The 25,709-nt window shown below is 68.3% G+C and carries 22 protein-coding genes; 10 read left to right on the top strand and 12 right to left on the bottom strand.

All coding sequences use genetic code 11. From position 1 onward, the window contains the following. Positions 1-12 precede the first annotated feature (12 nt). The 7 genes from A9X05_RS03310 to A9X05_RS03340 all read right to left on the bottom strand — a co-directional run bounded on the left by A9X05_RS03310 (position 13) and on the right by A9X05_RS03340 (position 7,164). The gene (locus A9X05_RS03310; protein WP_067779162.1) at positions 13-792 is read right to left on the bottom strand and encodes a sirohydrochlorin chelatase; all 780 of its coding nucleotides are present in this window, start codon (positions 790-792) and stop codon (positions 13-15) included. Continuing rightward, the gene (locus A9X05_RS03315; protein WP_067779165.1) at positions 783-1,934 is read right to left on the bottom strand and encodes a uroporphyrinogen-III synthase; all 1,152 of its coding nucleotides are present in this window, start codon (positions 1,932-1,934) and stop codon (positions 783-785) included. The genes A9X05_RS03310 and A9X05_RS03315 overlap by 10 nt, the downstream gene beginning before the upstream one ends. Before the next feature lie 77 nt (positions 1,935-2,011). Beyond that, positions 2,012-3,406, bottom strand: coding sequence for an MFS transporter (locus tag A9X05_RS03320; RefSeq protein ID WP_067779168.1), 1,395 nt, complete (start codon positions 3,404-3,406; stop codon positions 2,012-2,014). A 398-nt stretch (positions 3,407-3,804) separates the two neighbouring features. After that, positions 3,805-4,722, bottom strand: coding sequence for a 5-oxoprolinase/urea amidolyase family protein (locus tag A9X05_RS03325; RefSeq protein ID WP_067779187.1), 918 nt, complete (start codon positions 4,720-4,722; stop codon positions 3,805-3,807). Between the two features lie 15 nt (positions 4,723-4,737). Beyond that, on the bottom strand, positions 4,738-5,412 hold the full coding sequence (locus tag A9X05_RS03330) for an allophanate hydrolase subunit 1 (RefSeq protein WP_067779170.1): 675 nt from the start codon (positions 5,410-5,412) through the stop codon (positions 4,738-4,740). Positions 5,413-5,524: 112 nt separating this feature from the next. After that, the gene (locus tag A9X05_RS03335) at positions 5,525-6,523 is read right to left on the bottom strand and encodes an ABC transporter substrate-binding protein (RefSeq protein WP_067779173.1); all 999 of its coding nucleotides are present in this window, start codon (positions 6,521-6,523) and stop codon (positions 5,525-5,527) included. A gap of 56 nt (positions 6,524-6,579) precedes the next feature. After that, positions 6,580-7,164 carry a TetR family transcriptional regulator gene (locus A9X05_RS03340; protein WP_067749776.1) on the bottom strand — a complete coding sequence of 195 codons (585 nt, stop codon included), beginning with the start codon at positions 7,162-7,164 and terminating at the stop codon, positions 6,580-6,582. A gap of 129 nt (positions 7,165-7,293) precedes the next feature. Between A9X05_RS03340 and A9X05_RS03345 the strand changes: the two genes are divergently transcribed. Next, positions 7,294-8,700, top strand: a complete 1,407-nt coding sequence (locus tag A9X05_RS03345; RefSeq protein ID WP_067779176.1) for an MFS transporter — start codon at positions 7,294-7,296, stop codon at positions 8,698-8,700. A 7-nt stretch (positions 8,701-8,707) separates the two neighbouring features. Here the strand turns inward: A9X05_RS03345 and A9X05_RS03350 are convergent, their stop codons facing one another. Further along, positions 8,708-9,958, bottom strand: coding sequence for a DNA polymerase domain-containing protein (locus A9X05_RS03350; protein WP_067779179.1), 1,251 nt, complete (start codon positions 9,956-9,958; stop codon positions 8,708-8,710). Positions 9,959-10,016: 58 nt separating this feature from the next. Here A9X05_RS03350 and fadD2 point away from each other — a divergent pair, with 58 nt between their 5' ends. Beyond that, entirely contained in the window at positions 10,017-11,696 is a 1,680-nt protein-coding gene (fadD2, locus tag A9X05_RS03355; protein ID WP_067757510.1) for a long-chain-fatty-acid--CoA ligase FadD2, read from the top strand. A gap of 6 nt (positions 11,697-11,702) precedes the next feature. On the opposite strand, the gene A9X05_RS03360 is transcribed toward fadD2, so the two are convergent. Further along, positions 11,703-12,065, bottom strand: coding sequence for an ATPase (locus tag A9X05_RS03360; protein ID WP_067757513.1), 363 nt, complete (start codon positions 12,063-12,065; stop codon positions 11,703-11,705). Between the two features lie 503 nt (positions 12,066-12,568). On the opposite strand from A9X05_RS03360, the gene A9X05_RS29160 reads away from it, so the two are divergent. After that, positions 12,569-12,883 (top strand): hypothetical protein, encoded by a 315-nt coding sequence (locus A9X05_RS29160; protein ID WP_082950264.1) that lies wholly within the window; start codon positions 12,569-12,571, stop codon positions 12,881-12,883. A 146-nt stretch (positions 12,884-13,029) separates the two neighbouring features. On the opposite strand, the gene A9X05_RS03370 is transcribed toward A9X05_RS29160, so the two are convergent. Beyond that, positions 13,030-15,231, bottom strand: a complete 2,202-nt coding sequence (locus A9X05_RS03370) for an acyl-CoA dehydrogenase (protein ID WP_067757517.1) — start codon at positions 15,229-15,231, stop codon at positions 13,030-13,032. Positions 15,232-15,331: 100 nt separating this feature from the next. Further along, positions 15,332-16,465, bottom strand: a complete 1,134-nt coding sequence (locus A9X05_RS03375; protein ID WP_067757587.1) for an alpha/beta hydrolase — start codon at positions 16,463-16,465, stop codon at positions 15,332-15,334. A 111-nt stretch (positions 16,466-16,576) separates the two neighbouring features. Between A9X05_RS03375 and A9X05_RS03380 the strand changes: the two genes are divergently transcribed. From A9X05_RS03380 to A9X05_RS03405, 6 genes are all read left to right on the top strand, one after another. Beyond that, positions 16,577-17,161 carry a VOC family protein gene (locus A9X05_RS03380; RefSeq protein WP_067757521.1) on the top strand — a complete coding sequence of 195 codons (585 nt, stop codon included), beginning with the start codon at positions 16,577-16,579 and terminating at the stop codon, positions 17,159-17,161. Continuing rightward, a complete protein-coding gene (locus A9X05_RS03385) occupies positions 17,158-17,706 on the top strand; it encodes a hypothetical protein (RefSeq protein ID WP_067757525.1) in 549 nt (182 codons plus the stop codon). Before A9X05_RS03380 ends, A9X05_RS03385 begins: the two co-directional genes overlap by 4 nt. 319 nt (positions 17,707-18,025) lie before the next feature. Next, positions 18,026-19,462, top strand: coding sequence for a condensation domain-containing protein (locus A9X05_RS03390; RefSeq protein ID WP_067757529.1), 1,437 nt, complete (start codon positions 18,026-18,028; stop codon positions 19,460-19,462). Positions 19,463-19,464: 2 nt separating this feature from the next. Next, positions 19,465-20,829 carry a hypothetical protein gene (locus tag A9X05_RS03395; RefSeq protein WP_067757532.1) on the top strand — a complete coding sequence of 455 codons (1,365 nt, stop codon included), beginning with the start codon at positions 19,465-19,467 and terminating at the stop codon, positions 20,827-20,829. A gap of 367 nt (positions 20,830-21,196) precedes the next feature. Then, positions 21,197-22,666, top strand: a complete 1,470-nt coding sequence (locus A9X05_RS03400; RefSeq protein WP_067757536.1) for a condensation domain-containing protein — start codon at positions 21,197-21,199, stop codon at positions 22,664-22,666. A gap of 2 nt (positions 22,667-22,668) precedes the next feature. Beyond that, positions 22,669-24,015, top strand: a complete 1,347-nt coding sequence (locus A9X05_RS03405; protein WP_067757539.1) for a hypothetical protein — start codon at positions 22,669-22,671, stop codon at positions 24,013-24,015. A gap of 10 nt (positions 24,016-24,025) precedes the next feature. On the opposite strand, the gene A9X05_RS03410 is transcribed toward A9X05_RS03405, so the two are convergent. Then, complete coding sequence (locus tag A9X05_RS03410) at positions 24,026-24,688, bottom strand: TetR/AcrR family transcriptional regulator (RefSeq protein ID WP_067757590.1); 663 nt, start codon at positions 24,686-24,688, stop codon at positions 24,026-24,028. 82 nt (positions 24,689-24,770) lie between these two features. Here A9X05_RS03410 and A9X05_RS03415 point away from each other — a divergent pair, with 82 nt between their 5' ends. Beyond that, positions 24,771-25,682, top strand: a complete 912-nt coding sequence (locus A9X05_RS03415) for an oxygenase MpaB family protein (protein WP_067757542.1) — start codon at positions 24,771-24,773, stop codon at positions 25,680-25,682. The last annotated feature ends 27 nt before the right edge of the window (positions 25,683-25,709 follow it).

A 25,709-nucleotide genomic window follows, 5' to 3' on the forward strand; every position in this document is an offset into this window, starting at 1 on the left:
GTCAGGCCATTCTCAGGCTGCGGAATTCGGCCACATGACCCGGTCGTGAACCAAGCGCTGCGCGCCGGATCGGCGCGACGCGTGCCGGGCGGTGCGGGCGAGGGCCGGTGGCATGGCCCGGCGGAAGCGATTGGCGATCAGGCGGGCGAGGCTGGGATGGGTGCCCAGCGGCTGGCTGACCAGGTCGGCGCCGCAGGCGTGCAGCCGTTCCTGGAAGAGGCCGTCGGCCAGCAGGTACGAGGCGACCACGACGCGCGCATCGCTGCTGCGCGCCCGGCGCCGCGCCTCGTCCACCGCCTCGGGCAGCCGCGGATCCCCCGTCACCGCAAACGCCAGGCTCACCCGTGCCCCGGTCAGCGCCGACACCAGCGTCGCGGTGGTGTGCAGGTCGGCGCGCGCGCGGGTGTCCGATGTGCCCGCCGCCGCAAGGATCACCGAATCGCCTGGGCGCCAACCACATTTGACCAGTTGATCCCCGACGATTCGGGCGACTTGACCGCTGGGGCCCAGTGCCGGTGTGACCACGGCGTTCGGGTGCCCACTGAGCTCGACGTGGGCCGGTAGGTCCGCGCGGACATGATAACCGCGGGACAAGAACGCGGGCAGCACGATGGCGGGCCGGCCCGTGGCCCGCGCCCGCGACAGCACCTCGCTGGGGGTGGGCCCCAACACGTCGACGAAAGCGACCTCCACGGGCCGCCCGATCAGCGAACTTGCTTGCGCGGCAAGGCCTTCGACCATGGCCACGCCCTCGGGCCTGCGGGTGCCGTGCGCAACCAGGATCAGTGCCATGCGGAGTCAGCCCGTTGTTCGGTGGCGAGCCGGTAGCCGCGCTTGACCACCGTCGCGATGATGTTCTTGTCGCCCAAAGCCGTTCGCAGCCGCAGCACTGCGGTGTCGACTGCGTGCGGGTCGTTGCTGCTGCCCGGCAGCGCGCGTAACAGGTCGGCCCGCGGGACGACGTCGCCGGGGCGTTTCGCCAGCGCCCGCAATATCCCCATGCCGGAGGGCGAGAGCACCTTGATCGCGCCGTCCACCAGCACGCAGGTGCCGCGGATGTCGACCGTGTGGCCGGCCGCCCGCACGGTGCACGAACCCAGCAGCGGGAGTTCCTCGGCGACATGACGGGCCAAGGCGCCCAATCGCATTCGCTCCGGCGATGACGTCGGCACGCCCTTTCGGATCAACGGTTTGGAGGTCACCGGGCCGACGCACATCGCGTGCACGTCGGTGCGCAGGGCCCCCAGCAGTTGGTCTTCGACGTCGAGCTCGCGGCTGCGCTCCAGCACGGCCGCGGCCGCGGGCGCCGACGTGAAGGTGACCGCGTCGAACTGCCGGCCCGCGATCCCCATCACGAGCTGATCGAACGTGCCGCCCAACGGTGTTGGCTTCCACCGGTACACCCGGACGGGCACGACGTCGGCCCCCGCCAGCCGCAGGCCGCCTAGAAACTCCGGGAAGGGATCCCACGCATCGGCGGCGCCGTGCAGTTGGACCGCCACCCGCGCCCCCGATACCCCCGACTTCTGCAGGTATTCCAGCACTTCCTGCGAGGATTCGGAATCCGGTGACCATTCCTCGTGCAGGCCCGCGGCGCGCAGCGCCCCGGTGGCCTTCGGGCCGCGCGAGACGATCCGCGCGTTCGACAAAGCGTCGAGCAGCGGGCTGACCAACCCCCAGCCTTCGGCCGCGGCCAGCCAGCCGCGGAACCCGATGCCGGTGTGCGCGACCAAGATGTCGGGCGGCTCGGCGATCAACGCCTCGGTGTTTCTGTGCAGTTCGTCATCGTCGGGCAGGGCGATCATGTTGATCGCCGGCGCGCTGCACACCTCGGCGCCTTGGCGGCTGAGCAGCGCGCAAAGCTCCTCGGAACGCCGACTCGAGGTCACCGCGATGCGGTAACCCGTCAGCGGCGGGGAGTCGGGCTGGCCCATATTTCCTGTGTATGCCTGTCAGATTTCCGTTGCGTTACCCGGCAATTGCTTGCGCATTGCCCACAATGAGGCTGCGCTCACACGCGGGCCAGCGCGGCTGCCGTCTCACTGCCCGCGTCGACGGGCAGCGCCGGACGGCGCGCGTACACCAGCCAGGTGACGAGTCCGGCCACCACGTAGGAACCGAGAAACGCCCAATACGCGGACGTCTCCGTCCCGGTGGCGAGGTAGGACTGGCGCAGCGCGAGGTTGATGCCCACGCCGCCGAGCGCGCCGACCGCCGAGCAGACGCCGATCAGCGATCCCGCCCTGGCGCGCGCCCAGTGCCTGCGCTCCGCCTCACCCATCGCGAGCTCCCGGCTGCGCGCCTCGTAGACCGACGGGATGAGCTTGAACACCGAGCCGTTGCCCATCCCGGACAACACGAACAGCACCATGAACCCGGCGACGTAGCCGACCATGCTGGTCGAGCGACCCCCGCCGTTGTGGTCGTCGAACGCGCTGATGACGACGAGCAATCCGGCGGCCAAAGCCATGCCGGCCAGCACACCGAGCGTGACCCGGCTGCCGCCCTTGCGGTCGGCCAACCGGCCGCCGTAGATCCGGGCCAGCGAGCCCAGCAGCGGCCCGACGAAGGCCACCTGCGCGGCGTGCAGCGCCGCGTGTTTGGCCGTTTCGCCGTTGGCCAGAAAGTTGACCTGCATCACCTGGCCGAAGGCGAACGCGAACCCGATCCAGGAACCGAAGGTGCAGATGTAGAGGAGCGAGATCACGTAGGTGTCGCGCTCGGAAAGGATCGAGCGCATTGTGTTGATCTCGGTGCCGTGGCCGACGTTGTCCATCAGGAGCGCCGCCGCGACCCCGACCGCCGCGAGCATCACCAGGTAGACCGCGCACACCCAGTACGGCGCCTCGTGTCCCGCCGTGGCGAGCACCAACAGCCCGACGAGCTGGATCACCGCCACCCCGAGGTTGCCGACGCCGGCGTTGACGGCCAGCGCCGACCCCTTGAGCCGCTGCGGGTAGAAGGCGTTGACGTTGGCGAGCGAGGCCGCGTAGTTGCCGCCGCCCAGCCCGGTCAGCGCGGCGCACACCACGAACGGCCACAGCGGCAGACCGGGATTGGCCAACAACACGGTCGTGCCTGCCGTCGGGATCAGCAGCACGAACGCCGAGAAGGCGGTCCAGTTGCGGCCGCCGAAGGCGGCGATGCCCAGCGTGTAGGGGATCCGGGCCAGGCCGCCGACCAGGGTTGCGACGGCGCCGAGCAGCAGCTTGTCACCGGCGGAGAAGCCGTAGACGTGCTCGGGCATGAACAGCGCCATGACGGGCCACAGCGTCCAGATCGAGAAGGCGACGTGATCGCCTGCGACGGTGCACAACAGGTTGCGGCGGGCGATCTTGGCGTTGCCGGCCTCCCAGGCAGCCGTGTCTTCCGGATTCCAGTCCGCGATGCGGTGATTGCGGGCCATCCGATTCTCACCTTTCGTCAACGATGAATCCGACTGTGCGCGTTGGGTTGACGGGGCGCCGCCGGCGCTCATGGTGCCGCGCAACCTGGCGTGCATAACTTTCCCTCTCGTCAGGCCCACTCACCGGCGCATTCGGCTTTATCCGCGCCAGGTGTCGTCGCTCACCGGCGCAGCGGGGGGAAATCTGGGCGCAGAGAATGAAGAGGCATGCCCCGCCGTGCATTTCGATGTTCACATTCGGGGCGGGAATGGGTCAACTCAAACGACCCGGAATCGCCTGTTAGTTGATTACCAGTTATCTGGTAAGTACCTGTAGGGCGTCAGGCCGCGAAATCACCGCCGATTAGCGGTGATTCGAGCCCGGCGCGCGGCTCTGTGTGAGCTGGAATACATCACGGTCAGGAAAACGGCCAGCCGGCGCCGGCGGCCGGCGCCTGGGCGGCCACCAGCACCCTCGGGCGTGACCAGTGCAGGCGAACCGACTGCCCGGGACGCACCTGGGCGATCTTGTCGATGTCCTCGTCGATCACCACGCCGACCACCGGGTAACCTCCGGTCACCGGGTGGTCGGGGCCAAGAATCACGGGTAATCCGTTGGGCGGCACCTGAATTGCGCCACGCGTGGTGCCCTCGCTGGGCAGCTGCCGGTCCGGGTAACGGTACTGCAGGGGACGGCCGACCAATCGCATGCCCACGCGGTCGCTGCGGTCGGAGGCGACCCAATTGTTGTGCACCAGAACATCGGGGTCGGCGAACCAATCGTCGCGCGGCCCGGGCACCACGCCCAGCTCGACCGCGTCGCCGGGGATCGCGCCCACCGGGGCCTGGTCGAGTTCGGGGTAGTCGCGGGTGTGCTCGCCGACGGGAAGCCGGTCTCCAGCCCGCAGTGGGGCGGGGCCGATAGCCGACATCACGTCATAGCTGCGCGATCCCAACACCGGCTGCACGGCGATGCCGCCCCGCACCGCGAGGTAGGTCCGCAGCCCGGCGCGCGGCGTGCCGAGCGCGATCACCTGGCCGTCGCGGACGTGCTGAATGCTGTTGGTGCCGAACTTGATTCCATCGACGGTCGGGTCGGTGTCGGCGCCCGTCACCGCGATGTCGATGTCGCCGCCGCGCACCCGGGCCGCGAAACCGCCGAACGTCACCTCGATGGTGGCGCGATCACCCGGGTTGGCCACCAGCCGGTTAGCCAGCTGGTGCGCGCGCCGGTCGGCGGCGCCCGACCGGCTCACTCCCAGGTGGGCCAGCCCGGGCCGGCCCAGATCCTGGACGACGGCGAGCGGTCCGGTGCGAAGGATCTCCAGGGATGGCACCACGATCTCCTTAACTCAGACGGCCCGGAACTGAACCCACATGCCCTGCGTCAGCAGCGCCGGCTCGGGCCGTTCGAGATCCCACAGGACCGCGTCGGTGCGGCCGATGAGCTGCCAGCCGCCCGGCGACTGGCGCGGGTAGACGGCGCTGAACTCCCCGGCCAGGCCGACCGCGCCGGCCGGAACCGACGTGCGGGGCTCCGAGCGACGCGGCACCCGCAGGCGCGCGTCGCCGTCGACCAGATATGCGAAACCCGGTGCGAACCCGCTGAATCCGACGCGCCACAGTCCGCCCGTGTGGGCCTCGATCACCTGCGCGACGGTCAGCCCGGTGTGACCCGCGACCTCTGCGAGGTCGGGTCCGTCGTACGCGACGTCGATGACCACGTCGGCACGCCGATCCGGCTCGGCGGACTCCTCGGCGGTGACTCGCATCTTGCGCAGCCGCTGACGGATCACGCCCTGGAAGCGGGGGCCGTCAAGCCGGACCAGGACCGTCCGGGCGGCGGGGACGACGTCGACGACACCCGGCAACGCCGCGGCGCGCAACTGCGCCGCCCACGCCAATACCTCGGCGGTGCTGCCACATTGCAGCATCAGCGCACTGTCGCCGAAGTCCAGCACCGTGTTGCCGACCCACTCGGTCGGCAGGTCCTTGGACACGTTGCCCGCCAGGTCCGTCACGCTCATTACTCGACGGTAACCCCGCCGGCTCGGAGCGGGCGAGGGGCGAGCGACGGATTTTCGAACACTGCCAGAGCTGCCTTAGCAAACGCTCAAACGCCGCAGGCGCGGCCGGCGTCTAACCGAGGATTCTGCCGATCAGCGGGGGCAGCTGATCGGCCACCAGCGGGTAGCTCAGCGGCGAGGAGAACGCGATCGCGCCGGCCTGATCCTTGGTGGTGAAAATGTGCCGGCTCTGCGCGGTCGCCTGGGACGCGGCCACGTCGGGGTCGGCGAGCAACGCCTTCTGATCGTCGGGGCTCTCGGTGGTCCAGATGATCACGTCGGCGGAGTCGAGCACCGCCCTGACGTGGTCGCGCGGGATGACCGCGCGGTGGTCCGTGCCGAAAGGCCTGATGCTGTCGGCGATCACGAGCCCCATCTGGTTCAGGAAGTCCGTGCGCCAGCCGGCCATGGTCGCGACGACGGTGCCCTGCCAGAGTGTGCCCTGCATCAGCAACGCCTTCTTCCCCGTCCAAGCCGGGTGGTCCTTGCCGACGGCGGTGAACTTCTGGTCGACGGCGTCGATCAGCGACTTCATCTGGTCGGCCTGAAACACCGCCCGGCCGATCGCGGTGGCCTGCTCCTTCCACGGCTCGAAGAAGGCGTCGCCGTCCGACTGCGGAACGGTCGGGGCGATCGCGGACAGCTTCTGATAGGTGTCGGCGTCCACCCCGGCGTTGGTGGCCACGATCAGGTCCGGTTTGAGGCCGGCGATCTGGTCGACCGGAATCCCGTTGTCGAGGTTCAGCACCACCGGCTGCGCCCCACCGAGCTTCGGCTGGGCCCACGGCCACACCGCGAACGGCTGATCACCGAACCAGTTGGTGACGGCGATGGGCACCACGCCGACCGCGAGCAGGTCGTCCTGCTCGGTGTAGCCGGCGCTGACCACCCGCTTGGGCGGTTCCTTGATCACGGTCTGACCGAAGAGATGGTCGATGGTCACCGATTTGCCGCCGGAGCCATCCGACGACGGCTTGCGTGACGAGCACGCGGCGGGAGCCCCGGCGACCGCGGCGACCGTCGCAGCCCCTGCGAGCTGCAAGAATCCCCGGCGATTCCAACCCTGTCGCATCGCGTGAGATTAGCGCGTCCGGTGCCCGCGACGCCCGTCGCCGCGCGGTTGCCCGCTCAGCCCAGCGGCATGCCGGCGTCCAGGAAGTCCAGCGCCCGATAGATGGTGTCGGCCGTCTTCGGCGCGCTGTCGTACGCCGCCATCATGGCGCCGACCATCGCACCCACGAACACCCGCACTTCGAAATCGCTTGCAGCACGGCCGATCCGGCGCCCGATCGCCTCCGCCATGACGTTCACGGTGCGGTGGTACTCGTCGTAGAGGGCGGCCTTGAGCTCGGGTATGGAGAAGATCAGCCGTTGCCGGGTGTTCTCGAACTCCAGCTGCTCGGCAGACAGGCCGGCCATCGTGGTCGCGTAGGCCCGCCGAATGGCCTGGCTGGGCGACAGTTCGGGCGGCTGGGCGTCGAACGCGGCCAGTATCAGCGGATCGAGGTCGTCGGCCAGCAGCAGCGACTCCTTGGATCCGAAGTACCGGAAGAATGTGCTGGGCGACACCTCGGCGGCCTCGGCGATCTGCTCGACGGTGGTGGCGGCGTAGCCGTTCGCGTCGAAGAGGCGGAACGCCTCGCGCCGCAGGGCATGGCGGGTCTTGATCTTCTTGCGTTCCCGCAGCCCCAGGGGCTGGTCAGTCGCCGGCATGTGGCAATTCTCCCGCATCGGGCGGCCAAAAAGATCTGACAAGCGGCGACCGGCCGTTGCGAGATCCACGTATCTCCGACGTAACTGCGCCCAAGCAGGCCGGTAACAGACCTTCCATAGCGTCGGGGCGTGACTACGACGACCTCCGCGGAGCCGACGACTACCGTCCTTGCGCCCGCGCCCACGCGCCCGCCGCACCGGGGCGGGCACTGGATCGACGACTGGCGGCCCGAGGACCCCGAGTTCTGGGAGACGACGGGCAGGCCGATCGCCCGGCGCAACCTGATCTTCTCGATCTTCGCCGAGCACGTCGGGTTCAGCGTCTGGATGTTGTGGAGCATCGTGGTGGTCCAGATGACCGCGGGGCCGCACGGCCACCCGTCCGCGTCCGGCTGGGCGCTGACCGCGAGCCAGGCCCTGTGCCTGGTCGCCGTGCCCAGCGGGGTCGGCGCGTTCCTGCGCCTGCCCTACACCTTTGCGGTGCCGATCTTCGGCGGCCGCAACTGGACCACCATCTCGGCGGCGTTGCTGCTGATCCCGTGCGGGCTGCTGGCCTGGGCGGTCGGGCATCCCGGGCTCTCGTTCGGCGTTCTGGTCGCGATCGCCGCGACCGCCGGCTTCGGCGGCGGCAACTTCGCCTCGTCGATGGCCAACATCTCCTTCTTCTATCCGGAGAAGGACAAGGGGTGGGCGCTGGGCCTGAACGCCGCCGGCGGCAACATCGGCGTCGCGGTGGTGCAGAAGATCATCCCGCCCATCGTCGTCGCCGGGGGCGGGGTGGCGCTGTCACGCGCCGGGCTGTTCTACGTGCCGCTGGCCGTGGTGGCCGCCGTATGCGCATTCCTGTTCATGAACAACCTGTCGGAGGCGAAGGCGGACGTGAAGCCGGTGTGGCAGTCGCTGCGGCACCCCGACACCTGGGTCATGTCGCTGCTCTACATCGGCACGTTCGGATCGTTCATCGGCTACTCGGCGGCCTTTCCGACCCTGCTCAAGACGGTGTTCGGCCGGGGTGATATCGCCTTGACCTGGGCGTTCCTCGGTGCCGGTATCGGCTCGGTCATCCGGCCCCTGGGCGGCAAGCTGGCCGACCGGGTGGGCGGGGCGCGCATCACCGCCGCCAGCTTCGTCATGCTCGCGGCGGGGGCCTCGGCCGCGCTGTGGTCGGTGAACGCCAAGAACCTGCCGATGTTCTTCGCCAGCTTCATGTTCCTGTTCGTCGCGACCGGCGTCGGCAACGGTTCGACGTACCGGATGATCTCGCGGATCTTCGTCATCAAGGGTCAGCTCGCGGGCGGCGACCCGGAAACGATGGTGCACATGCGCCGCCAGGCGGCGGGCGCGCTCGGCGTCATCTCGGCCGTCGGCGCCTTCGGCGGGTTCGTCGTGCCGCTGGCCTACGCCTGGTCGAGGTCGCAGTTCGGCAGCATCGAGCCGGCGCTGCGGTTTTACGTGGGGTTCTTCCTGGCCCTGCTGGTGGTCACCTGGTACTGCTACCTGCGCAAAGGCAACGCCGTGGCGCGGGTCGGGGTGTAGCGGAGCCTCACGGCCTCTGCTTGCCCCCGTAACCTTCCCAGGGGCTGTAGTCGGCGATCAGCTCCTCCTGCGGCGGTCGCTGGCCGGCGGGGACGTGCTGCAGGTTGATCCGGATGCGGTACCAGATCGAACTCGGCCCGCGCATGCCGTCGACCAGGACGTCTGCCGGCTGCAGCAGGCGCGCCGCGGCGGGGTGGCGGCCGCGCCAGGTGTCCAGCGCGGCGAGCGCCTCGTCCTTGGTCTTGGTGCGGGCGATCTCGACGAGCGGCTTGGACGAGACCCGCCCGCTTTCGGTGCGCGTCCCCGAACCTTTGGGCGCCCGCTCGGGCGGCCCCATCTCCTCGGCCAGCATCAGCAGCCGATCCAGGTCGCCGACCGCGTCGTCCATCCCCTCCCACGGATCACCCATGTCGGCGAACCGGCGGGGCACGGTCTCGATGGTGAACGCCTCTGGCCTGCAGCCGGCGACTTCCTCCCACAGCAGCGGCGTCGACACCCGTGCGTCCGGGGTCGCGCGGACCGAGTACGCCGACGCGACCGTGCGGTCCTTGGCGTTCTGGTTGAAATCGACGAACACCCCCTCGCGCTCCTCCTTCCACCAGCGGCTGGTCGCCGCGTCGGGCACCCGCCGCTCGACCTCGCGGGCCACGGTCTGGGCGGCCAGCCGCACCTGCCGGAACTCCCAGCGCGGGGCTATCCGGGCGTAGATGTGAAAGCCTCGCGACCCCGACGTCTTCGGCCAGGCGACCAGGCCGTAATCCTCCAGCACCCCGCGGGCCACCAGGGCCACCTCGACGATCCGCCGCCAGGACACCCCGGGCATCGGATCCAGGTCGACCCGCAACTCGTCCGGGTGGTCGAGGTCGTCGGCGCGCACCGGGTGCGGGTTGAGGTCGACGCAGCCCAGGTTGACCGCCCACACCAGGCCGGCGGCGTCGTCGATGACGGCCTCGGCGGCCGACGTGCCGCGTGCGTAGTGCAGTTCGGCGACGTCGACGTAGTCGGGCCGGTTTTTCGGGGCGCGCTTCTGGAATACCGCCTCTTCCGCGATGCCCTTGACGAAACGCTTGAGGATCATCGGCCGGCCGGCCACCCCGCGCAGCGCCCCGTCGGCCACGGACAGGTAGTAGCGGACCAGGTCCAACTTGGTGAACGGCCCCTTGCCGTCGTGGGCCTCGAATACCACCCTGTCGGGATGGGTGACGGTGACCCGGCGGCCGGCCACTTCCAGTGACGCCGGACCGCTCATGTTCATCATCGTAAGTGGATGGGTACTTACCCCTCGGAATGCGACGGACGTCACATAGGGTGGATCCATGCCTAATCTGATCGGCCTGCCCGGGCAGGCGGTTGCCAAGGTCCAGCAATACCTGGAGCGCGGCTCAGCCGAATTGCACTACGTGCGCAAGATCTTCGAAGCGGGCGCCTTCCGGCTGGAGCCGCCGCAGAACTACGCCGCGATGGCCAACGACATCTACAAGTGGGGCGAGTTCGGCATGCTCCCGTCGTTGAATGCCCGGCGCCATCCCGACCGGGCCGCGTGCATCGACGAGGACGGCGAGTTCTCCTTCAAAGAGCTCGACGAGGCAGCCCACGCGGTGGCGAACGGCCTGATCGAGATGGGCGTCAAGGGCGGTGACGGCGTCGCGATCCTCGCCCGCAACACCCGCTGGTTCCTGATCGCTTACTTCGGAGCCGCCCGGGTCGGCGCCCGGATCATCCTGCTCAACAGCGAGTTCTCCGGCCCGCAGATCAAGGAGGTGTCGGAGCGCGAGGGCGCCAAGCTGATCATCTACGACGACGAGTACACCAAGGCGGTCAGCAAGGCCGAGCCGGAACTGGGCTTCCTGCGCGCGCTGGGCACCAATCCCGACGCGGACGAACCGTCGGGCAGCAAGGACGAGACGCTGGCCGACCTGATCGAGCGCAGCAGCAAAGATCCCGCGCCCAAGGCGAGCAAGCACTCGTCGATCATCATCCTGACCAGCGGCACCACCGGCACGCCGAAGGGGGCCAACCGCAGCACCCCGCCGACACTGGCGCCCATCGGGGGCATCCTGTCGCACGTGCCGTTCAAGGCCAACGAGGTGACCTCGCTGCCCGCCCCGATGTTCCATGCGCTGGGTTTTCTGCACGGCACCATCGCGATGTTCCTGGGCTCGACGCTGGTGCTGCGGCGCAAATTCAAGCCGCCGCACGTGCTCGAGGACATCGAGAAGTACAAGGTGACCGCGATGGTCGTGGTGCCGGTGATGCTGTCCCGCATCCTCGACGCGGTCGAGAAGATGGACAAGAAGCCGGACCTGTCCAGCCTGAAGATCGTGTTCATCTCCGGCTCGCAGCTGGGCGCCGAGCTGGCCAGCCGCGCGCTGAAGGACCTCGGTCCGGTCATCTACAACATGTACGGCTCGACGGAGATCGCGTTCGCGACCATCGCCGGGCCGCAGGACCTGGAGCGCAACGCCGCAACGGTCGGGCCGGTGGTCAAGGGCGTGAAGGTCAAGATCCTGGACGACAACGGCAAGGAGAGGCCGCAGGGCGAGGTCGGCCGGATCTTCGTCGGCAACGCGTTCCCGTTCGAGGGCTACACCGGCGGCGGGCACAAGCAGATCATCGACGGCCTGATGTCGTCCGGCGACGTCGGATACTTCGACGAGCACGGCCTGCTGTACGTCAGCGGCCGCGACGACGAGATGATCGTCTCCGGTGGCGAGAACGTGTTCCCCGCCGAGGTCGAGGACCTGATCAGCGGCCACCCGGAGGTGGTCGAGGCGACCGCGATCGGCGTCGAGGACAAGGAGTGGGGTCACCGCCTGCGCGCCTTCGTCGTCAAGAAGGACGGCTCCGACGTCGATGAGGACACCATCAAGCACTACGTGCGCGATCACCTGGCCCGTTACAAGGTGCCGCGTGAGGTGGTCTTCCTCGAGGAGCTGCCGCGGAACCCGACGGGCAAGATCCTCAAGCGCGAGCTGCGCGAGATGGAGGTCGACTAGCCGCGGTCAGCGGCGGTCCTTGATGGCGCGGGTGATCTGCGCCGCGAGCTTGGGGTCGACCAGGAGCTGGTCGATGAGCGCGGTGAGAACCTCCTGCCCGGTCACCCTGGCGACGCCCAGGCGGTCGGCCGCCTCCCGCTGCCAGATGTCGAGCGCGCGGTGGGTGGCCGCCGGGAGGTCGACGGTGCGGCGCGTCCGCTGAACCCGGCCCGCCTGGTTCGCCGCCGGCTGGCCGCCCATCCGCTGGGGGGCCTGCCCACCGAGTCCCATGAGGCGTTCGGTTGGCGCGGCGTCTCCCGTCGGCGCGGCCGACGGCCCGGGGCGAAACGTTCCGGCGCCGGGTCCGATGTGGCTGGGGTTGAAGTTCACTGTGGCGGTCGTCCTCCGAATGAGTGGCCAATCAGTAAATCAGCGCTCGAGTGTGTCAATACTGATTCTTCCACCGACGGCGGCGGAAGTCGCGCCGCCGGGCCGTGGGCGCGGGGCGTCGCCCCACCGCGGGCCATCCCAGCAAATTCACTTGATTAGCTGCGTAAACGATTGTTCGGGTCTGTGTGATGCGGGCCATGGGGACATCGTTGCGGGGTCGGGCAATCTGCGGTTCAGGCATTCCGCTAATACGGAACAACGCAAGCCAGTATGTCAGTATATCGCGCCTGAGCTGGAAATATGTCTGGGTAGCGACCATTCAGTACCGGTTAAAATCCTGAACTGAGAAAGTCATTAAATCCGCCCACCGTCGCCTCGATAAAACTCAGTTAAGCATTTGTTACATAATTCACAGGACATATTTCGTGTGCGGATGTTGTTTGCCGGGAAACATCTGGCTAACGTTTTCTTTGTCGGCATCAGTCTGGAAGGGAGCTCTCGCGATGACGATCTCCACGCGATCGCTGCGCGGCGCGGCCGTGGGCGCAGTCGGCGCATCGGCGGTGGCCGGCGCGCTGCTGCTGGGCCCCAGCCCCGCGGCCCAGGCTGCCCCGGCGCCATGTATCGACACCAGCTTCACCACCGCCGGCCCCCACGGTGCGCCCGGCGGTCCCGGCATCATCCCTGACCGTCCAGGCGGGGGTCATGGCGGCCATGGATGGGGTGGCCACGGATGGGGCGGGGGAGGCCACCCCGGATGGGGTTCGGGCAACCGCGGATTCTGGGCCCCCGGTCACTGGTGGAACTGGTGGTGGTGAACCACCCTCCCCGTGGTAACCGGTCAACCTCGACGTGCCGATCCACTCCAAGGTTGACCGGCCCACGGGATGGGGGGGAAACCATGCCGGCCTGACCACCCCTCAGGTCGGCATGGCCCCTCTCCGGGGCAATGCCCAAGTGGCGGTCAGGGATCGCGAGGAAGCCCGAGCAACCGCTCGGCGATGATGTTCAGCTGCACCTCGGAGGTGCCGCCGTAGATCGTGGTGGCGCGGCTCGCCAGCAGGTATTCGCCCCATTTGCCGGGCGGTTCGCCGGGGTCTCCGATGGCGGCATCCGTGCCGAACGAGGACACCGCGAACTCGGCGTACCCCTGGCCGGTCCGCATCGACAACAGCTTGGAGATGGCCGCCGACGGCATGGCATCCCCGCCGGCCAGCGTCAACAGCGTCGAGCGCAGATTCAGCACCTTGGCGGCGTGGCCCTCGGCGATCAACTGACCGGCGCGGTGTCTGGCGACCGGGTCGAACTGTCCGTCACGAACGAACTCGACGAACTGGCCCAGGGTGGCCAGGAAGTTCGCCTCGCTGCTGCCGATCGAAACCCGTTCCGCGGTAAGGGTATTGCGGCTGACTTCCCAGCCCCGGTTCACCTCACCGAGCACGCACTCGTCGGGCACGAACACGTCGTCGATGTAGACGGTGTTGAACATCGCGTTCCCGGTGAGCTCGCGCAGCGGCTTCACCTGGACACCCTCGCTCTTCATGTCGAGCAGGAAGTAGGTGATGCCATTGTGCTTGGGGGCGCTCGGGTCCGTTCTCGCCAGCAACGCCCCCCACTGGGAGAGCTGCGCCGCCGTGGTCCATATCTTCTGGCCGGTGATCCGCCAGCCGCCGTCCGTCCTGGTCGCCTTGGTGCTCAGCCCCGCCAGGTCCGAGCCGGCGCCGGGCTCGGAGAACAGCTGGCACCAGATCATCTCGCCGCGGAAGGTCGGCGGCAGGAACCGCTGCTGTTGCTCCTCGGTCCCGAAGGCGACGATCGACGGGATGATCCAGGTCGCGATGCCCATCTGCGGGCGCTTGACCCGGCCGGTGGTGAACTCCTGGGCGATGATGATCTGCTCGACCGGACCGGCGGCGCGGCCCCACGGTTTCGGCAGATACGGCAGCGTCCATCCGCCCTCGGCGATGGCGACCTTGCGCTCGTCGCGTTCCATCGCCTTCAGCGCGCCCACTTCGGCCCGGATCTCCTCGCGCAGCTTCTCGGTGTCGGGGTCGAGGTCGATGTCGACCGCGCGCAGGCCGGTGCTCGTCGCGGTGTGCACCACCTTCTGCGGGTACTCCGACCCGCGGCCGAAGGAGGCGGCCAGGATCAATGCCCGGCGGTAGTACACGTTGGTGTCGTGCTCCCAGGTGAAGCCGATCCCGCCGTGCACCTGAATGCAATCCTGCGCGCACCGCTGGGCTGCCGCCGGGGCCAGCGTCGCCGCGACGGCGGCCGCGAACTCGACGTGGGAACCGGTGATGTCCCAGTCGTTTTCGCGCGCCTCGTCGATGGCGCGGGCGGCGTCCCATACCGCCGCGGTGGCCCGTTCGGTGTCCGCGATCATCTCCGCACACTTGTGCTTGATGGCCTGGAACTGGCCGATCGGCCTGCCGAACTGCTCGCGGATCTTGGCGTATTGCGACGCCGTGTCGGTGGCCCAACGCGCCACCCCGATCGCCTCGGCGGACAGCAGTGTGGTCATCAGCGCGTGCGCCGTGGCCATGCTCAGGTTGCGCAACGCGGCGTCGGCGCCGACCTCGACGGCGTTGGCCCGCACGTGGGCGACGGGTCGCAGCGGGTCGATGCTCTTGACGGGCTCGATCTCGAGCTCCTCGGCGCGCAGCACCACCCATTCCTCGCCACTGTCGATCGCGACCGGTAACACCAGCACGGACGCCTGCGCCGCGGCGGGCACCGCGCGGACCTCGCCGCGCAGCACCAACGTGTCGCCATGGCGGGTCGCGGTCAGCCCGCAGCAGTCCATCGCGTAGGCGGCGATCGCGGCGCCGGACGCCAGTTCGGAGAGCACCTTCGCGTCGGGGTCGTTGGCGGAGATCAGGGCACTGGCGATCGCGGAGGGCACAAAAGGTCCGGGCACCGCGCCGTAACCGAACTCGGCCAGCACGACCGCCAATTCGAGGATCCCGAAGCCCTGCCCGCCGACGGACTCGGCGAGGTGCAAACCCTGCAGGCCCTGTTCGGCCGCCGCCCGCCAGTACGGTGGCGGATTGTCGATCGGCGTTTCCATCGCCGCGTGCAACGCCTCGGATGGCGCGATGCGCGCCACCAACGACCGCACGGAATCGGCCAGGTCTTGATGCTCAGGAGTGATAGCGATCGGCATTGGTCGCCTTCCCATGCTTTCGAGTCGTGTCTCGGCCAAGCACCTTCCAAACTAACAACCGGTCGGTTGGTTGACCACAGCGGTCACCGGGTGGCGGTTCTCAGCGAAACCGCTTGGCGATCCACTTGGTGATCAGATCGGCTTGCTCGCCGCGGGCGCCCGGGGTGGTGAAGTAGTGGTCGGTGTCGACCGACGCCTGCGTCTTGTCTCCGCTGGCGAGCGCGGCGTAAATCCGTTGGGCGTCCGACGGAAAGACACCGGTGTCGGCCTCGGCGTTGATCACCAGCGCCGGGCAGGTGATCCGGGCCAGGTGCGGCTCGGCGCGAGTCTGTGCCACCCGCAGGCTCCACATGCCCAGCCAGCTGCGCAGCGTGCAGGCCGCGGCGATGCCGTGCGCGGAACGGTTCGCCTTCGCCGGGTGCCCCGCGTAACACGTGTTCGGTTGACGCCTCGTCGGCTCGATACTCGGGTCCACCATGCGGGGATCGGCCCACGTGCGCATGACGCTGAACGGGCGGTCGGAAAAACCCGCCGCGCGAACGCGTTTGAGTTCCTTCTCGGCCCAGTCGGTGATGGCATGGTTGCGCGCGGTCTGCGCGCGCCGATAGCGGTCGAGGAACTCCGGCGAATAGGGCGGTCCGTTGCGGTCGTTGAACAGGTCCAGGTCGGCGTCGGTGGCCACGGGATCGTTCTCGTCGACGACGGCGGCGTCCATCCAGGCTGTCAACACGTCGGGTCGCCCGGGATGCGCGGCGGCCGCAACGTATCCGTCCGCGGCCGGCAGCTCGGTCAGTCCCGCCGCGGGCCGCATCCCGTCCAGCGGGGTCACGTTCGGCTCCACCGCCTGCGACTGATAAGCGGCCATCAGCGATCCGCCACCCGAATTACCGAGCAGGACAACGGTTTCAACGCCTTGAACCTCGCGCAACCAGCGCACCCCGACGCCGATGTCGACCAGCGCGTGGTCCAACAGGAAACTGCTTTCGAAGCCGCGGAACCGGGTGTTCCAGCCGAGGAAACCGACCCCTCGGGTGGCCATGTAGTCGGCGAGGTAGTGCTCGGAGAAGTCGATCTGATAATGCGTGGCGATCATCGCCACCTTCGGCTTGCGGCCCACCCCGCGGTGGTACAGCCCCTGGCAAGGATGCCCACCCGCCCCGGCACGCCCTGCGGTGCGCGACGGTAGCCCGACGAATTCGCGGACAACCCCTGCGGCACCGGTGTGAGGAGTCATTTCAGCGGCCCTGTTGGCGATCGACATCTCGAAAGAAAACTGAAGCTGATGTTAGATTCAGAATCACATCTTCGCCAGGACTTCAAGCCGGGGACCGAGGGGAGCCGCGCGATGATCAAGCCGCAGAACACCAACACGGAATTCGAACTCGGCGGAATCAACCACGTCGCGCTGGTGTGCTCGGACATGGCCCGCACCGTGGACTTCTACACCAACATCCTCGGCATGCCGTTGATCAAGTCGCTGGACCTGCCCGGCGGCGCCGGCCAGCACTTCTTCTTCGACGCCGGCAACGGCGACTGCGTGGCGTTCTTCTGGTTCGCCGACGCCCCCGACCGGGTGCCGGGCATCTCGTCGCCGGGCGCCATCCCCGGCATCGGCGACATCACCAGCGCGGTGAGCACCATGAACCACCTGGCATTCCACGTGCCGGCCGAGAAGTTCGACGCCTACCGCCAGCGGCTCAAGGACAAGGGGGTGCGGGTCGGCCCGGTGCTGAACCATGACGAGAGCCCCATGCAGGTGTCCGCGACAGTGCACCCCGGGGTGTACGTCCGGTCGTTCTACTTTCAGGACCCCGACGGCATCACCCTCGAATTCGCTTGCTGGATAAAGGAATTCGATTCCAGTGATGTTCAGGCCGTGCCCAGGACCGCGGCGGACCGCCGGCCTCCGGTGGCCGCCGGTCGTCGATGACCGACGGCATCCTGACCGACGCGCAGATTGCGGCCCTGACCCCCGAGCAGCGTCGGCAGCTCATCTCCCGGCTGGAACAGCCGGTGAGCGACGTCATCGACCCCCTCTTCCTGGCCCGCGTGCGACGCATCCGGCTGAGTCTGATGGTCGGTGGTTCGGCGGTGATGATCCCCTGGGTGGGGTATCTGTCCACCACGCTGCCGGAGAACTACGTCGTGCACGACTGGCCCCTCACCTGGGTGGGCTTCGACATCCTGTTGATGACGTTCATGGTGGCGACCGCCGTTCTGGGCTTCCTGCGTCGTCAGGTGCTGATTCCGGCCGCGTTCACCACCGGGGTGCTCCTGATGTGCGACGCCTGGTTCGACCTGATGACCGCGGGCCCCAACGACCTCTGGCTGTCGGTGGCCACCGCGGTGCTGGTCGAGCTGCCGCTGGCGGCCTTCATGGTCGTCAGCGCGTTGCGGCTGATGCGCCTGACCATGGAGCGATTTTGGTTGCTGGATCCCGGGATGCGGCTGTGGGATCTGCCCCTATTGCCGTGAGGCGGTGACGGTTTGGCTTGCCGGTCCGGCGTCGGAACACAACCGAAGGGAAAGAAGACTACTGGCGAGGCGGCGCCGACACACGCCAATTGCGAATCTTCGCAAAACGGCGTAAAAGACCGTCTTCCTCGACTAATGTCCAATAGCAGCGACACAGGGGGGTGCAAGCGACGCCGTAACTTCAGCCCGACCTACGGCGTCCAAGAATCCCGACACGAAGGTTTATTTTGTGCTGCGCGGAAAGTCCGTTGCCGCACGGCTTCTCGGCTCCTCCCATGCCGCGCACAACATCGGCACCGCAGAACGGGGACTGGGGGAGATGGTCGCACTCGGAAACATCTACGAATGGCAACCGGCCCAGGGGCCGCTGACCATGTGGACGGCTTCACCTTCGGCGTGCGAAGCGGCTCGCGCCGCGCAACGAAGTGATCTGGCTCCGAGTTATCAACAGTCTCAACACCTCTGGGCCGCCTACCATGGCAGGGCGATGAACCGGGCGCTACCGCGCCTGATGATCGTATCGTGGGACATTCCCGGAACGTGTGACATCCCGGCGATGACGGCCGCGGTCAACGCGCACGTCCGCCGGCACGACACCTACCACAGTTGGTATGAATTCGATAACGGCGTCATCGTGCGCCACGCGATCGAGGACCCCGGCGTCATCGACTTCGTTCCGATGTCGTTCGGGCACAGGACGGTCGACCAAGTGCGCACCCACGTGCTGACGACGACCCCCGCAACGCTCGAATGGGGTTGCTTCACCTACGGCGTCGTGCAGCACGCCGACTACTTCACGTTCTATGCGAGCGTGGACCATCTGCACATCGACGGCCTGTCGGCGGGTGTGATCTTCGTCGACATCCACCTGGCCTATCAGGAACTCGTCCAGGGCCGGCGGTCCGCAGCGCTTCCCGAGGTCAGAAGCTACCGCGACTACACCGCGCGGCAGCGCGCGAAGGTCGCCGGGCTCACCCTGTCGTCTTCGGAGATCAAGGACTGGATCGCGTTCGCGCGCGACACCGACGGCGAATGGCCCAGCTTCCCGTTGCCGCTGGGCGAGACCTGGACCAACAGCCAGGGTGACCTGGTAACCGTCGATCTGCTGGATGCGGCCGGCACGGAGGCTTTCGACGCCGTGTGCTGTGCGGCCGGCGCCCGGTTCATCGGCGGGGTCCTCGCCTGCACGGCGTTGGCGGAGCGGGAATTGACCGGCGGCGCCGTGTATCACGGGTTCACGGCCAGGGACACCCGGACGCCGGGCATCGACACCATGACGGTGGGTTGGTTCGCGAGCCTGGTCCCGGTCACGGTGCCGACCGCGGGAATTACCTTCCCCGAGGCCGCCCGGGCCGCCCAGAAGTCGTTCGACGCGGCCAAGGATCTCGCCGGTGTTCCGGTCGAGCGACTGCTGGAGTTGGGCGCACCCGACGAACTCGGCATCAAGCTGCCCACGCGTCTGCCGATGATGCTGTCCTTCCTCGACTTTCGGAAGATCCCGCTTGCCGGGTTGTGGGCGGAGACCAATTTCGGCACCTACGGCGACAGCCTGTCGCACGGCGGGATCAACATGTGGATCAACCGCCACGCCGAGAAGACGACGGTGACGATGTCCTTCCCGGACAACGCGACGGCGCGCGAGTCCGTGGATCGCTACATCGCGACGTTGGGTGAGATGTTCGCGCGCGTCGTCGACGCCACCGGAGGCCAGCCGGGCATTACCGCGCCGACCAAGAACGACGACGAGGCGGCCTAGCGATGAGCAACCTGCTGGACCTGGCCGACCAGACCCTTTTCCTGGGCGAGCGGGCGACCGCCACGACCAGTGTGTTGCAGGCGATCTGGGTGTACGACCGCCCGATCGACATCGACGGTTTGCGCGCCTTCCATCGCCACCTCGGTCGGGGCCGCTTGCGCCGCCGCATCGAACGGTCCCCGTTGCCGTTCGGCCGGCATCGCTGGGTGGCGCCCACCAGCCAGTCGGACCTCGAGATCGTCGCGACGCCCCGGCCTCGCGACGATCTCGAAGCGTGGCTGGCCGAACAGGCGGGTAAGCGGCCGGATGCCGAGCATGGCCCGGGCTGGCACCTGGGGGTGCTCCCGCTGACCGACGGCGGCGCGGCGGTGAGCCTGGTGGTGACCCACTGCCTCACCGACGGCGTCGGGCTGTGCGAGGCCTTGGCGGATGCGGCGTGCGGCCGCGACGACGCGATCGACTGGCCCGCGGCGGCATCCCGGGGACGGTGGCAGGCGCTGCGGGAGGACGCGCGCCAAAGCGCGCGGGACACAGCCCATGTGGGCCGCGCCGTGGTCGCGGCGGCACGCATGGCCCGGGCCGGCCGCGACGCGACCGCCGTTGCGCCGGCCAACAAGCGGCCCGCGCCGCCCGCCGGGCCGGACCGACCCCTCGAGCTGCCCATGGCGACCATCTTCGTGGACGCCGACGAGTGGGACGCCCGCGCAACCGCGTTGGGGGGAACCAGCAACGCGCTGCTCGCCGGATTGGCGGCCCACCTTGCACAACGCGTGGGCCGGGTCGCCGCGGACGGCACCGTCAACGTGGGGATGCCCGTCAACGAGCGCACCCCGGGCGACACCCGTGCCAACGCCGTCGTCAACGTCGACATCACGGTCGACCCCACGCCCGCGACGACCGACCTGCGCGAGATCCGCGCCGGCATCAAGGAGGCGCTGTCCCGCCACGAGGATGAGCCCGACGAACGCTGGGCCTTGTTGCCGCTGGTTCCCTTGATCCCGCAAGGTGTCATGCGGCGACTGATCGGTGTGGTCACCGGCAGTGCCGTCACCGTCGTGTCGTCCAACCTCGGGTCGATGGACCCGGCCGTCAATAGGCCGGACGGCACCGAGGCCGACCACTTCGCGATGAAGACTGTCTACCCGGGTGTGACCACCGCGACCATGTACCGCACCAACGGCGCGCTGGCGCTGCTGTCGGGCAGGGTGCACGGCCGGGTCTTCGTCTCGTTCCTGGCCTACGAGCTGGGTCGGCACAACTCCCAAGCCGAGTTAGGGCAGCACATTTCGGAGGCCCTGACCGACTTCTCGCTTACCGCCACCTCGGGTTGGGGCCGGCTGCCAACCGGGCCGATGGCCGTCTCTTAACTTCGGGCGCAACGGCCGCTCGGGCAACGACTCCTCCCCTCGAGCGCGCCCTTATATAGGCGCGCCACCGAAGCGACTGATCGGCAAACCCGGCCGCCGCATCGCCGGTCCGACTGGAGCGATGTGGGATGCTTCACAGCACCGCGCAATTGTTGCCTTCGTCGCAACCGTGCGCTACCGTCCTCAGCGGCGACACAGGGGGTGCATAGCGACGCCATAAGTTCGGGTCCCGACATCCGGGAAGCACGTCGCAAAGTATTCAGCCCAAAGGGAATTCGTGCTTGGCTAAAAGCCATGCGAAAAAGCCCGCCTGCATCCCTGCCCCCGCCAAGGCAATTCGGCATCGGAAGAACGGGGACTTAAGCAGATGGTCTCGCTCGGCAACATCAAGGAATGGCAACCGCCCCATGGCCCGGTCACCGCGTGGACGGCCTCACCGCTCACGCAGGAAGCAGCTCGCAACGCGCCACAAAGCGACTGTGCTCCGAGTTACCAGCAGGGGCAACATATTTGGGCCGCCTATCACAGTGGTGCATTGCGCAGGCAGATACCGCGATTGATGATAGTGGCCTGGGACATTCCCGGCGTATGTGACATACCAGCGATGACCGCAGTGGTCAATTCGCATGTCCGTCGCCACGACACCTACCGCAGTTGGTTCGAAATCGAGAACGGTGTAATCGTGCGTCGCGCGATCGACAACCCCGACGCCGTAGAGCTTGTGCCCATGGAGTTCGGACACATGGCCGCCGATCAAGTGCGCAACCATGTGCTGACGGCGACGCCGGGAACGCTCGAATGGGGTTGCTTCACATTCGGAGTCGTGCAGCACGAAGACTATTTCACGTTCTATGCCAGCGTCGATCACCTGCACATCGATGGCCTGTCCGCCGGTGTCATCTTCGTCGATATCCACTTGGCCTATCAGCAACTCATGCAGGGTCACCCGTCCCTCGCGCTTCCCGAGGTCGGGAGCTATCAGGACTATGCCGCGCGACAGCGTGAGAAGGCACGGAGCCTGACGCTGGACTGCCCCGAGGCAAAGGAATGGATTGCGTTCGCCCGCGATGCCGACGGTGACTGGCCGAGTTTTCCTCTCCCCCTTGGGGATACATGGTCCAGCAGCAAGGGCGACTTGTTGACCGTGGAGCTGCTGGACGCCACCGGCACGGAGACTTTCGACGCCATGTGCAGCGCCGCCGGCGCGCGATTCGTCGGCGGAGTTCTTGCCTGCACCGCTTTGGCCGAGCACGAGTTGGCCGGCGGTGAGGTGTTTCACGGGTTCACGGCCAGGGACACCCGGGCGCCCGGCATAGACACCATGACGGTGGGTTGGTTCGCCAGCCTCGTGCCGGTCACGGTGCCGACCGCCGGGACCACATTCGGCGAGGCGGCCCGAGCCGCCCAGAAGTCGTTCGATGCGGCCAAGGATCTTGCCGACGTGCCGGTTGAGCGGGTCATGGAGCTGGCTGCGGCATCGGACGATCTGGAGATAAAGCCGCCCACCCGTTTGCCGATGATGTTGTCGTTCCTCGACTTTCGCAAAATCCCACTCGCCGGCCTGTGGGCTGAGCTGAATTTCGGTACTTACGGTGACAATCTGTCCGCCGGCGGCATCAACATGTGGATCAACCGGCAGGCCGCGAATACCACGGTGACCATCTCCTTCCCGGACAACCCGGTGGCCCGCGAGTCGGTGGATCGCTACATCGCGACGCTGACCCGGGTGTTCGGGCGCGTGGCCACCGGCATCGCACAGCAGGCGGACGTCGTAGCGCCGCGAGGTGGGCCGGCGAGCACGAAAGCCCCAGGGGAAGACGACAACGAGGCGGCCTAGCGATGAGCAACGTGCTGGATCTGGCCGACCAGACCCTCTTTCTCGGTGAGCGAGCAACCGGAACCACCAGCCTCGTGCAATGTGTGTGGATCTACAACCGCGCCGTCGGCATCGACGGCCTGCAAGAGTTCCATCACCATTTGCAGCGGGGCCGGTTATGCCGCCGGATCGAACGGTCCCCGTTACCGTTTGGCCGCCATCGGTGGGTCACGCCCGGCGATCAGCCAGGCATCGAGTTCGTCGCGGTGCCCCGGCCGCGCGATGCCGTCGACTCCTGGCTGGAGGTGCAGGCGGCCAGGCGACCGGACGCCGAACGCGGGCCCGGATGGCAGCTCGCGGTGCTGCCGCTCACCGATGGGGGAGCGGCGGTGAGCCTTGTCGTCACGCATTGCCTCAGCGACGGGGTCGGGTTGTGCGAGGCGCTGGCGGACGCGGCCCAGGGACGCGACCGCGCGAACGGCTGGCCCGCCGCGGGATCGCGGCCGCGGTGGCGGGCGCTGCGCGAGGATGCATACCAAGCCGCGCGCGACGTGCCGCGGGTCGGCCGCGCCGTGGTCGCCGCGGCGCGACTGGCCGGCCGTGGCGGCGGCGGCACCGTGGCCGATGTCCGGTCACCCAACCGGCGACCGCTCACCGGGGCTGACGAAACCGTCGCTCTCCCAACGGCAACCATCTTCGTCAATGCCGACGAGTGGGACGCCCGCGCGAACGCCTTGGGGGGAACCAGCAACGCGCTGCTGGCCGGGTTGGCGGCCCGCCTGGCCCAGCGGGTGGGACGGGTCGCCGCGGACGGCACGGTCACCGTCGGGATACCCGTCAACGAGCGCGGCCCGGCTGATACGCGCGCGAACGCGGTCACCAATGTCGACGTCATGGTGGGCCCCGCGCCCGTGACGGACCTGCGCGAGATCCGCGCCGCGCTAAGGCAGGCGTTGCTCCGCCATCAGGATGAGCCGGACGAGCGCTGGGCGTTGCTCCCGCTCGTTCCTCTGATCCCACGACGCGTCATGCGCCGGCTGATCGGCGTGGCCACCGGAAGCGCAACAGCCGTCGTGTCGTCCAACCTCGGTGCGGTCGACCCGGCTGCCAACCGCCCCGACGGCACGGACGCCGACTACTTCGCCATGAAGTCCCTGTACCCCGGGGTGACTGCCGCGACGATGCGCCGCACGAACGGGGTGTTGGCGTTGCTGTCGGGCAGAATGCGCGAACAGGTGTTCGTTTCGTTCCTGGGCTACGAGGCGGACGGCCAGAACTCGAATGCCGAATTGGGACAACAGATTTCGGGCGCCTTGAGCGACTTCTCGCTCACCGCGACCACGGGGTGGCCCACCGGGTGCCCGGTGTGAGAACGCCGCGTCAGGATTCCGCGCGCGCCTCGGTCGGTCGGTAGAGGTTGGGCTCGGCGAGCTCGTCGAGCAGGGCGGCCAGGTGATCGACGAGCTCTTCCGGTTCGAGTCGGACGTCGCCGGCTAGCCAGGCGCTGATGGTCTGCCCGACGCCGCCGACGACGAAGTGCGCCGCGGCCTTGATGCGGTCATTGGCAGGCACTCGCAGCGCGTCTCCGACGTGCTGGCCGGACAGCATCGCGAACAGCGCGGTGGATTCGGCGCGCTTGCGCACGATCACCGGATCGGCCAGTTGCGTGCTGAACAGCAGGCGCCCGAGGCGCGCGTCGTCGGCGATGGTGCGCACGATGTTGGCCATCCCAGCCCGCGTCTGCTCGTGCGCCGGCACGGCAGCGACTGCGGCCTGGGTGGTGGCCGCCAGCTCGGCGACCACCGAGTCGAACACGGCGGCGACGAATTCGTCTTTGTCGGCGAAGCTTTCGTAGAAATACCTGGCCGCCAGGCCGGCCTGGCGGCACACGCCGCGAACCGTGACCGCGGAGATGTTCTGCTGCTCCGCCCCGAGGAGGTCCAAGCCCGCGGCCAGCAGCCGACTCCGGCGCGTGGCCAGGCGCTGCGCGGCCTCGACGCCGCGGTACGGCCGCGCCCCCGAGGTTTCGCTCATGCGAACCATCTTGACACCAACGCGAGGCCACGACAATATCAGGAAACGCGCGTTCGCACATTCCCGGGCGGCGCCGTTGGAGGGGTTGACCATGGCACTACACGAGGCTGTTCGCGAACCGGTCCGGCACGTCGAGCGCCCCGTCGCCGATGCGCCACGGCGATCCCCCGCGCGGCGGCGCCGACGGCCGCTCGGCATCGACGAGGGGTTGATGGGAGTGGCACTGCTGGCCGGCCCGGCGAACGTGATCATGCAACTGGGGCGCCCCGGTGTCGGCTACGGCGTCATGGAGAGCCGCGTCGAAAGCGGCCGAATCGACCTGCACCCGATCAAGCGCGCCCGCACGACCTTCACGTACCTGGCGGTGGCGACCAGAGGCAGCGACGCCCAGAAGGACGCGTTCCGCCGAGCGGTGAACCGGGCACACGCGCAGGTCTACTCCACCCCCGAAAGTCCGGTGCAGTACAACGCTTTCGATCCCGACCTGCAGCTCTGGGTGGGGGCCTGCCTGTACAAGGGCGGCGTGGACATCTACCGGATGTTCATCGGCGAGCTGGAGGGCGAGGACGCCGACCGCCACTACCGCGAGGGCATGGCCCTGGCCACCACGTTGCAGGTGCCGCCGGAGATGTGGCCGCCGGACCGCGCGGCGTTCGACCGGTATTGGCAGGAGTCGCTGGCCAAGGTGCACATCGACGACGCCGTGCGGGAGTACCTGTACCCGATAGCCGCCAGTCGCATCCCGGGGCTGACGTTGCCCCACCGCCTGCAGCGCGCCTCCGACAGCTTCGCTCTGCTGATCACCACGGGTTTCTTGCCGCAGCGGTTCCGCGACGAGATGCGACTGCCCTGGGATGCCACCAGGCAACGGCGCTTCGACCGGCTGATCGGGACGCTTGCGCTGGTGAACCGGCGCTTGCCGCGGTTCATTCGGCAGTTTCCCTTCAATGTCCTGCTGGCCGACGTCGATCGCCGGATCAGGACGGGCCGCCCGTTGGTGTAGCACCGGGGCGGCCCGGCCCACCCGCCG

Source organism: Mycobacterium sp. E3298, from assembly GCF_001666895.1.
GTDB lineage: Bacteria > Actinomycetota > Actinomycetes > Mycobacteriales > Mycobacteriaceae > Mycobacterium.